This window comes from Leptospira stimsonii, from assembly GCF_003545885.1.
GTDB lineage: Bacteria > Spirochaetota > Leptospiria > Leptospirales > Leptospiraceae > Leptospira > Leptospira stimsonii.
On record NZ_QHCT01000019.1, the window covers coordinates 1 to 9,636 of the forward strand.

General features: G+C 38.0%; 5 protein-coding genes and 4 pseudogenes. All 9 read left to right on the plus strand.

The window, feature by feature from the left end; genetic code table 11:
- A pseudogene (locus tag DLM75_RS25110) lies at positions 1 to 293 on the plus strand (RHS repeat-associated core domain-containing protein); the annotation flags it as partial.
- A 699-nt stretch (positions 294 to 992) separates the two neighbouring features.
- Positions 993 to 1,196, plus strand: a complete 204-nt coding sequence (locus tag DLM75_RS23785; RefSeq protein WP_118970998.1) for a hypothetical protein — start codon at positions 993 to 995, stop codon at positions 1,194 to 1,196.
- Between the two features lie 119 nt (positions 1,197 to 1,315).
- The gene (locus DLM75_RS23790) at positions 1,316 to 1,966 is read left to right on the plus strand and encodes a hypothetical protein (RefSeq protein ID WP_118970999.1); all 651 of its coding nucleotides are present in this window, start codon (positions 1,316 to 1,318) and stop codon (positions 1,964 to 1,966) included.
- Between the two features lie 530 nt (positions 1,967 to 2,496).
- Positions 2,497 to 2,868: pseudogene (locus DLM75_RS24795) on the plus strand (RHS repeat-associated core domain-containing protein); the annotation flags it as partial.
- Positions 2,869 to 4,980: 2,112 nt separating this feature from the next.
- A pseudogene (locus DLM75_RS23810) lies at positions 4,981 to 5,350 on the plus strand (RHS repeat-associated core domain-containing protein); the annotation flags it as partial.
- 740 nt (positions 5,351 to 6,090) lie between these two features.
- On the plus strand, positions 6,091 to 6,327 hold the full coding sequence (locus DLM75_RS23815) for a hypothetical protein (protein WP_118971003.1): 237 nt from the start codon (positions 6,091 to 6,093) through the stop codon (positions 6,325 to 6,327).
- Between the two features lie 746 nt (positions 6,328 to 7,073).
- Positions 7,074 to 7,445: pseudogene (locus DLM75_RS24800) on the plus strand (RHS repeat-associated core domain-containing protein); the annotation flags it as partial.
- Between the two features lie 415 nt (positions 7,446 to 7,860).
- The gene (locus tag DLM75_RS23825) at positions 7,861 to 8,190 is read left to right on the plus strand and encodes a hypothetical protein (RefSeq protein WP_118971005.1); all 330 of its coding nucleotides are present in this window, start codon (positions 7,861 to 7,863) and stop codon (positions 8,188 to 8,190) included.
- Positions 8,187 to 8,627: a hypothetical protein gene (locus tag DLM75_RS23830; protein WP_118971006.1), complete on the plus strand. Its 441-nt coding sequence runs from the start codon at positions 8,187 to 8,189 to the stop codon at positions 8,625 to 8,627. The genes DLM75_RS23825 and DLM75_RS23830 overlap by 4 nt, the downstream gene beginning before the upstream one ends.
- Positions 8,628 to 9,636 lie beyond the last annotated feature (1,009 nt).

A 9,636-nucleotide genomic window follows, 5' to 3' on the forward strand; every position in this document is an offset into this window, starting at 1 on the left:
GAATCGCCGGTGGAGAGATGGGTGGAGCTTCTCATATCTCTTACAAACCGTATGGAGAGATCCAGAGAAACGACTCCTCAGCACCGGATCTCTTCCGTTACAAATATACTGGACAAGAAGAAGACGGCGAGACTGGTCTTTACTACTACAAAGCGAGATATTATGATCCTCTGATTGGAAGGTTTACGCAAGCGGACAGCGTCTTTGACACAAGTCGTCCAATGGCGATGGACCTTTACATGTATACGGAAGGAAATCCTGTGAGATGGCGTGATCCGAGTGGGCATAGCTTGGATTTCCCCGGTGTGGTTCATATGTTCAATGCGATTGTAGGAAATACCATCCATTCGTTTAACAATTTCCTAAAAAACCCCATGAGTTCGTTAAACGAGTTTATGCACGTTGCAGAGGGAAAAGGGAGAAGATCAACAGGAGATCCTACTTTGAAAAAGGCCGATAAATTTGTGACCTCAAGCTGGAGAATACTTACTAATCCAGGTGCGCTCCTGGGATTTATTGGAGTGTTATTTGATTTTACGCTTGGTTATGCTTATGCGGGACTGACAGGCCAGGAGAAACCTAAATTACATTATTCGAATGGAGGGATATGGGTTGAAAACTCACAATGGTTTAAAGTAGAAAAGCCTTTTTTGGGTGAAACAACTTCTGGTGTTACAAGTGGTCCTTTTGCTTTTACTCCAGAGGGTGCGAGTATGGATACGGTCCTGCATGAGAAAGGGCACATCAAGCAATTCAATCGTGACGGATTGGGAACTTTAGGTTGGAACAAGAACTCTTTAGAACGACACAATGATTATGGTGAATTGACTTTTGGTTATAGAAGATTTTTTGATTACCTTATTTTCGCAACTTTAATTGATAATAATGGAATTATTGGTGGACCTTACGGGTTTCGATCAGGAATTGGACCATTAGGAAATTTAATAATTCGTAGATATTTGCTCTTAAGTATAATTACTCCATGAGGAAAAATGAAAAAATTAATTACAATTGTTGCTCTGTTATTATTGGAAGGATGTGCAGTTTTTGAAACTGGGAAAAAAAACTCCTGTGAAAAAGGACAAGATTTATCTAAAATCTTAATTTTAAATGAAATGGCGAATGGAGCGCAAATTGAAACAGAGCTGTTATTTGCTCTGTATTTGAATTTCGAAAGCGGTTGCGATGATAAGTAAACTTGAGTTGTCAATTTTAAAAAGCTTTTTCCCGCCTTAAAGATCGAGTCGTGGTCAAGTTATTGCTATGACTGAAAAGTAATTCCACTTCTGGAGACACAATAACTTGACCGGACTTGATGGCTTGGACCGCGTTGGCGGTAACGCCCTCCCACCTGTTGGAACCCGTTGGAGCAGGAGCGTTTGGAGCTTTGACACTCCTTGCCTCTCCGATCTTGGGTGTTACCTATGAACTTGCAACAAATCCGAAAGCTTTCTTTCACAAGCCGTTGGAGGCGATTCGTGACTATGCTGGTTTAGGTCTCGACTACTCAGCAAGTTTAGTGATGAATCCGATCTTGGGTGATCCATCACCTAGTGTAAAAGTTGTCGATGGCGGAGCTGTTTTGGAAAATAGTTTTTACGAAAATAACTTTACAGAATCTGGTGAAGCAGCATCGACAGGTAGCACAGCAGTGCATTTGAAGACAGGGGCAGGTCCTCGAACCCAAGTCCATGAATTAGTTCACGTAAACCAATTTTTTCGTTCTACTAAGGGGGGCAAATTTGATGAATATGAAGCTGAGTTAAAATCTGGAACAGATTCCTATACAACTTGGACTTTACTTTTTTACTTTAGCTACATCGGTAGTAACGGTAACGCAAATAAGACTTTTCCAAGTCCAGAGGCATACGAATTTATATTAAATTTGAATCTCCTAAATAATTTGAGATTCAAAAGCCGTTTTAACGATGCGATGATGAAAAATATATATTTCAACAATATATGAAAGGGAGATATAACTAGTGCGTATTTTCAAAATTATTCCTTTAATTATGCTTACTCTTTGTAGCTGCAACCATGAGACTGCTTCTTGTGACACGGGTGTAGTTTTTGGTATAGATGAATATCAAATAACTGGAGACTTATCTTTGCTTCTATTAGCAATAAAGGTAAAAGAAGATTGTAATAACGATTCTAGCTTTGAAAAGCTCATTAAATCACTGCATCTATGAACGTTAGTTTTTTGCAGCACAAATAGAATATTTTTGTAGATCACGTAAGAAGTTGTTTATAAAGCGTCCAAAATATTGGATATTTCTAAAAGTGGTTTAGTTTATTCAGAATTTTCCGCGAAATTTACTCAACTGCACCGCGGTTGGGAAGCGAGGTGTTTTGCTCTTAGAAAATAATTCCCCCGCGTTAAGGATCGATGTGTGGTCAAGTTATTGCTGTGAGTGAAAAGCGATTGCACTTCTGACGAACACAATAACTTGACCGGAGCTGAGAGCCTGGGCCGCGTAAGCGGCAACGCCCTAAGCTCCCGTCTCTGGAATGATCTTCTTTCATCCGGATCACTTAGGCTCGATCACGATGGTTACGGATGGAGAAGGAAATAGAGTCGCAGGTGGAGAGATGGGTGGAGCTTTTCATATCTCTTACAAACCGTATGGAGAGATCCAGAGAAACGACTCCTCAGCACCGGATCTCTTCCGTTACAAATATACTGGACAAGAAGAAGACGGCGAGACTGGTCTTTACTACTACAAAGCGAGATATTATGATCCTCTGATTGGAAGGTTTACGCAAGCGGACAGCGTCTTTGACACAAGTCGTCCAATGGCGATGGACCTTTACATGTATACGGAAGGAAATCCTGTGAGATGGCGTGATCCGAGTGGGCATTCGATTGTGAGTGATGCGCTTTCTAAGAATGGAATGGGAATGTTGAACTTCAAAGTAGGCGCAAGTAAGACGTTGACGAATGCGTTCTATGTGAGTAAACAACGATGGTTTGATTTTGGACAGGGAATCAGAAATGTTGGAGCCGGGGCGTTAGGAGCTTTGACACTCCTTGCCTCTCCGATCTTGGGTGTTACCTATGAACTTGCAACAAATCCGAAAGCTTTCTTTCACAAGCCGTTGGAGGCGACGTTAGGCTATATGACTTTGGGATTGGATTATTCGGCAAGTTTGATTATGAATCCAATTTTGGGTGATCCTTTACCAGCCGTTAAAAACATGGGTGGGGGAACCGTCCTTGAAAACAGTTATTTTGAAAATCACGTCGATAGCAAAGGAACTGCCGCCGTAACGACTTTTAATGTTGTTCATATGAAGAGCGGAAGTTCAGATGCTACTCTAAATCATGAATTAGGCCATGTGGATCAATTCTACCATGCAGGCGGATGGCGGAACTATGACTGGTGGAAACAATCCTTTGACGCATCGCTTCCTAACAATGAGATGGATGCTGACATCCGTGGACGGACAATGGGATATACACAAGGGCAATTTTTTTATCTGGTCTTTGGATACGATACTTACAAACTAATGTTTCAGTATAACCTCTTTCTACAAACTGGGAAGACCGGAACAGAAAGAGTATTTTATAGAAACATGATATTATATAATGAAATAATAAGAAGGATTAACAATAAATGAAGAGAGCTTTAAAAATGGTATTTTTTCTAATTTTAGTTTTACAATTTGTGTCTTGCTTTTCTAGATCTTTGCCACCCGACTCTATACAAAAATGCAATGACGGAATTGGAATTTTTCTAATTTTTGCGGAAACGCAACAGCAGGAAAGCGATATTTTGACTTTGTATCTTGCTTGCACTGCAATACCGAAATGATAAACGGTTTTTAGCATTTGCTTTCGTTAGCAATCGACAAATTTAAAACGATTGTTGTTCGAAAAATAGACGAAACGGGAGTGATGCGCTTCTCGGTGTTGATTATTCGGCAAATTCGATTATGAATTCTACCTTGGGAGATCCTTTACCGAATGTGAAAAGTATTGGTGGAGGAGCGATTATTGAGAATAATTATTATTAAAATCACTTTACTGATTCTGGAGTTGCCGCGACGACCATTGGGAATGTTGCTCATATGAAGACTGGTTCGGGTTCATATACTGAGATACATGAATTAGTCCATGTTAATCAGTCTTTTCGGTCGACAAAGGGGGGAAAATTCGATGAATATGAGGCGGAGTTAAAATCTGGAACAAATTCATACGGCACTTGGCTTTACTTCTATCTTTTTGGTGTGATAAACATAGATCAATTCAATGTGATCGCCTCAATTAATATTGCTAACAATCTACATTCGTCTAAAGAAAGACTGTTTTCTTCTATCTTAATGTATAATCTCGCTAATAGAATTTGCCAAAATAATTTTAAACGCTCTTCTTGCAGTCGATGATATCTACAAACAAAGGAATAATAATGAATACTTTAGATTATTTACAGAGGAGAGCTTCAATACGATGCTCATTTTAAATTTCAAAATATATTTCGCTATAGTGCTTCTCTCTTTTTTTTACTCATGTAGAAGTGATGACTTCTCTACTGCTTGTGACTTAAACGTATTGCTTGCTTTAGATGATTACGAAAGAACGCATGATCCGTCTTTGTTAACAATAGCAATTATAGCTAGGAATGAATGCAATGATGATACTAGATTTGAAAAGCTCATTAAATCACTGCATCTATGAACGTTAGTTTTTTCTGCAAAAATAGAATATTTTTGCAGATCACCTAAGAAGTTGTTTATAAAGCGTCCAAAATATTGGATATTTCTAAAAGTGGTTTAGATTATTCAGAATTTTCCGCGAAATTTACTCAACTGCACCGCGGTTGGGAAGCGAGGTGTTTTGCTCTTAGAAAATAACACCCCCGCGTTAAGGATCGATGCGTGGTCAAGTTATTGCTTTGAGTGAAAAGCGATTTCACTTCTGACGAACACAATAACTTGACCGGAGCTGAGAGCCTGGGCCGCGTAAGCGGCAACGCCCCTCCCGTTTCTGGAATGATCTTCTTTCATCCGGATCACTTAGGTTCGATCACGATGGTTACGGATGGAGAAGGAAATAGAGTCGCAGGTGGAGAGATGGGTGGAGCTTCTCATATCTCTTACAAACCGTATGGAGAGATCCAGAGAAACGACTCCGCAGGACCGGATATCTTCCGTTACAAATATACTGGACAAGAAGAAGACGGCGAGACTGGTCTTTACTACTACAAAGCGAGATATTATGATCCTCTGATTGGGAGGTTTACGCAAGCGGACAGCGTCATTGATACAAGCCGTCCGATGGCGATGGATTTGTATATGTATACGGAAGGAAATCCTGTGAGATGGCGTGATCCGAGTGGGCATAGCTTGGATTTCCCCGGTGTGGTTCATATGTTCAATGCGATCACTGGCGGGATTGCTCAGTCATTCAATAGTTTTATCAAAAGAAACGTACACACTTTTAACGATCGATTGGATAGCCTTGGATCCGCGGCTAATAAATTTATGCACGTTGCCGCAGGAAAAGGAAAACGAAAAGAAACAAACTCATTCAGTATGTCGAAAATAAACAAAGGACTCGTTGTTGGCGGAAAGATTGCTTTAGCATTATTTTGTCCAATAGCAGCTTTATTGGTAGATCCAGCGTTTACATTAGGATTTTATTTTGCCGCCTTAAACTTGACCGTTGGAGTTTTTACTGGCGCTTATGTTGAATATCGAGCTGGAGGATATTTAGTTCACAATGCGCCATTTGCTGGACCGGGAATTTCAATAGGCGGGATTGCCTTTGTCCCTCCGGGAGCTGACGAAGCTACGATTCAACATGAGCTTGCACATGTAAGGCAATACAACAATTGGGGAGGATGGAGTTATATGGAACAAACTTGGCAAAGTCCATTTAATAATATTGAGGGTAAAGGGCCGTCTTATGCTGAAAGAAATGCTGACATGAGAGCTGGAACAAATGCTTATGGGGCTAATTGGCAGCAAGACATTCAAATATATTTAATATTATCAGATCGAACAATACCTCCATTTTTGAGATTTTTATTTCTTACTTTAGGGAGACCAATGATTCCTACTTATTTTTAATAGGGAAACGAGAATCTTATGAAAATATTTATAAATTTTAAATTAATAGCGTTATTTTTGTTAATCAATGGTTGCTTTTTGATACCAAATAGAACTTTTGAAAAAACGTGCAATCGTAACGCGGATAAAATCAACTTGCTTTTACTCTTGTGTCAATCTGAATGTTTAACAGAACAAAGGTTATCTATAGAAGAACAGTTGGTAATTTTTCAAATTAATGAAGAGCAAAGAAAAGAAAAATGTAATCCGGATTGACTATTAACAAAACTGGATAGTTGAAAAATAACGTTATTAAAACGGCTATTCGCTTTATGCTGTTATGACTTTACGGGGGAAAATAAAAAAACAATTACGATCATTACTCTATTTTATTACAGTGTGTTCGATTTTTGATATCTTAAAAAGGCTCCTATTATCAAGGACAAGAATTTTCAATAATTTTAATCCTAAATGAAGTTGCAAATAGTATACAAATTGAACCGGAACTTTTGTTTGCATTATACTTAAATTACAATAGCGGTTGCGACAATAAATAGAAATTAAGGTGATTGAAAACTCAATTTATGGATGTGGACCTCGTGCTCACTTTGCAATTGATCTTATCCAATGATTGTCCAGAGAGATGATTCGTAATGAAAATTAGAATTCAAAGGAAAGAAAATAAAGTCAAAATTGATACTGCTTTTATCACTGTGATGCCTATTCTTTACAAACTGTCCAAACGTAAAAGAATACAAATCGTCTGATGAATGCCAAAATAATCTTTTGGTTGATCTGATACTTTTTAACAGACAGAACAATCAGGCGGCAACGAATTACTTTCTATTTGAATACTTTCAGTGTATGGAAAAGACAAAACCTTGATTTACTGAAACACCACTGCGTTAAGGATCGATGCGTGGTCAAGTTATTGCTTTGAGTGAAAAGCGATTTCACTTCTGAAGAACACAATAACTTGACCGGAGCTGAGAGCCTGGGCCGCGTAAGCGGCAACGCCCTAAGCTCCCGTTTCTGGAATGATCTTCTTTCACCCGGATCACTTAGGTTCGATCACGATGGTAACGGATGGAGAAGGAAATAGAGTCGCAGGTGGAGAGATGAGTGGAGCTTCTCATATCTCTTACAAACCGTATGGAGAGATCCAGAGAAACGACTCTGCAGGACCGGATATCTTCCGTTACAAATATACTGGACAAGAAGAAGACGGCGAGACTGGTCTTTACTACTACAAAGCGAGATATTATGATCCTCTGATTGGAAGGTTTACGCAAGCGGACAGCGTCTTTGACACAAGTCGTCCAATGGCGATGGACCTTTACATGTATACAGAAGGAAATCCTGTGAGATGGCGTGATCCGAGTGGGCATTCGATTGTGAGTGATGCGCTTTCTAAGAATGGAATGGGAATGTTGAACTTCAAAGTAGGCGCAAGTAAGACGTTAACGAATGCGTTCTATGTGAGTAAACAACGATGGTTTGATTTTGGACAGGGAATCAGAAATGTTGGAGCAGGAATGTTAGGAGCTTTGACACTCCTTGCCTCTCCTATCTTGGGTGTTGCCTATGGACTTGCAACAAATCCGAAAGCATTTTTTCACAAGCCGTTTTGGGAGCTATGCGCTTCTCGGTGTTGATTATTCGGCAAGTTTGATTATGAATCCAATTTTGGGAGATCCTTTACCAGCCGTTAAAAATTTAAAAGGAGCTACTGTAATTGAAAATAGTTATTCTGCAAATCATATGTCGGAGTAAAGTACTGCGGCTTCTACATCCGGAACAATTGTTTCAATGAGAACTGGTTCATCAGAGGCAACCCTTAATCACGAATTAGGTCACGTTGATCAATTTTATCATGCTGGAAGTTTCAGAAGTGAGTATCTTCTTATAGGTGGGGGGAGAGATGTAAATTCAAATGAATTTGATGCTGATTTTAGAGCTGGTACAATTAGCTATCCGCAATCGCAAATAATTTTCGCAATAGTAAACCATCAGCTTTATAAATTATTATATAGTTTGAATTTATATAATCAAACTGCAGCAACCAAAACTGAAGCAGGATTTTATATAATGAATTCTATTTTAAATAGTTATTTAATTAACAGAAGGATCGTTCAGTGAACAGATTTTATATTTTTAAAAGCATAGTGCTACTAATGCTTACCTTTTCTATGCATTGTGGTGTTATCACTGAAAGCGGAAGAGATGATTCTTTTTTAGCTTGGTTCTCAGTAATTCAGGCAAGTGAAACTTCCTTTCAAGTTAAAAATAAAAATGATATAGGGAATATATATATTCAATATTATGAAGAGCCTGAAATAACGATTGGTGTTGGTGAAATTTATCCAAAAAGATTTTATTTTTCACCAATAAAAAGCATTGGGAAATATAAATTGAGTTCTGATTTAAATGGAATAATTATCGATCAGAATGAATTCAACTTTTTAGGAAATTTGAAAGATGGAATCCTAATCCGAAATGACGGTTCGATAAGACCTGGTTCTTGTACGTTGTTAGATGGGCTGTCCGGCAATGTAATAGTGGATGGATGTATTTGATAAAACATTTCTTTGTATCAAACTACTGGAATTTATAAAGAGAGTAATTTCATTTGTGTTCGATAATCCTTATTGACAACATTCAATCTTAGACATTGAAACAAATCTTCAAGAGTTTCGAATCGTAGGTTTTCCAACTCACTTTGATTTGGATTATTCGGCAAATTCGATTATGAATTCTACCTTGGGAGATACTTTACCGAATGTGAAAAGTATTGGTTGAGGAGCGATTATTGAGAATAATTATTATGAAAATCAATTTACTGATTCCGGAGTTGCCGCGACTACCATTGAGAATGTTGCTCATATGAAGACAGGTTCGGGTTCATATACTGAGATACATGAATTAGTCCATGTTAATCAGTTTTTCGGTCGACAAAGGGCGGAAAATTCGATGAATATGAGGCGGAGTTAAAATCTGGAACAAATTCATACTCTACTTGGACTTTATTTTTTTATTTTAGTAACAGTGGTATTTTAAGTTCAGCAAACTTTGAGATAATTTTGAATATAAATATATTTAATAACCTTGGTCTAAAATCAGATTAAGAGGAGCAATTCAGGAAAAATACAAGTTTGACTATTTAAGATCTAGAGGTGTCATAAGATGAAATACGCGTTATTTGTTATAGTTCTTTTTGTGTTTGGATTAGGTTGCAAAGTAATGGATGATGATTCAACTCAAAGCTGTAAGCAATCGTTTTATATGGATTTAGTTTTATTTGATCAATTTCAAGACCCAGTATTTTTAGTTTTCGCCTTAGCGGACAGCGAATGTTTTAAAAGTGATAGAAAAGTAAAACTATGAAATTATCGCGACCAGATTTGCTCATAAAAAAAGAAATATATGCAAAAAGTTCAGATTTATAGTTACAAACTATATCATATGAATATACGGATGGTACAAACCGGAGACATGGGTAACATATGAAACTAGCGACCTCGTCCAACTATCTTTACTTTTTCTTTTAAATGCAATTTATTTTTCAGAACTTCATAAGGGGTCTTT

Coding starts and splice junctions, on each gene's coding strand:
- DLM75_RS23785 (WP_118970998.1), top strand. CDS start 993: ATGAAAAAATTAATTACAATTGTTGCTCTGTTATTATTGGAAGGATGT.
- DLM75_RS23790 (WP_118970999.1), top strand. CDS start 1,316: ATGGCTTGGACCGCGTTGGCGGTAACGCCCTCCCACCTGTTGGAACCC.
- DLM75_RS23825 (WP_118971005.1), top strand. CDS start 7,861: ATGAGAACTGGTTCATCAGAGGCAACCCTTAATCACGAATTAGGTCAC.
- DLM75_RS23815 (WP_118971003.1), top strand. CDS start 6,091: ATGAAAATATTTATAAATTTTAAATTAATAGCGTTATTTTTGTTAATC.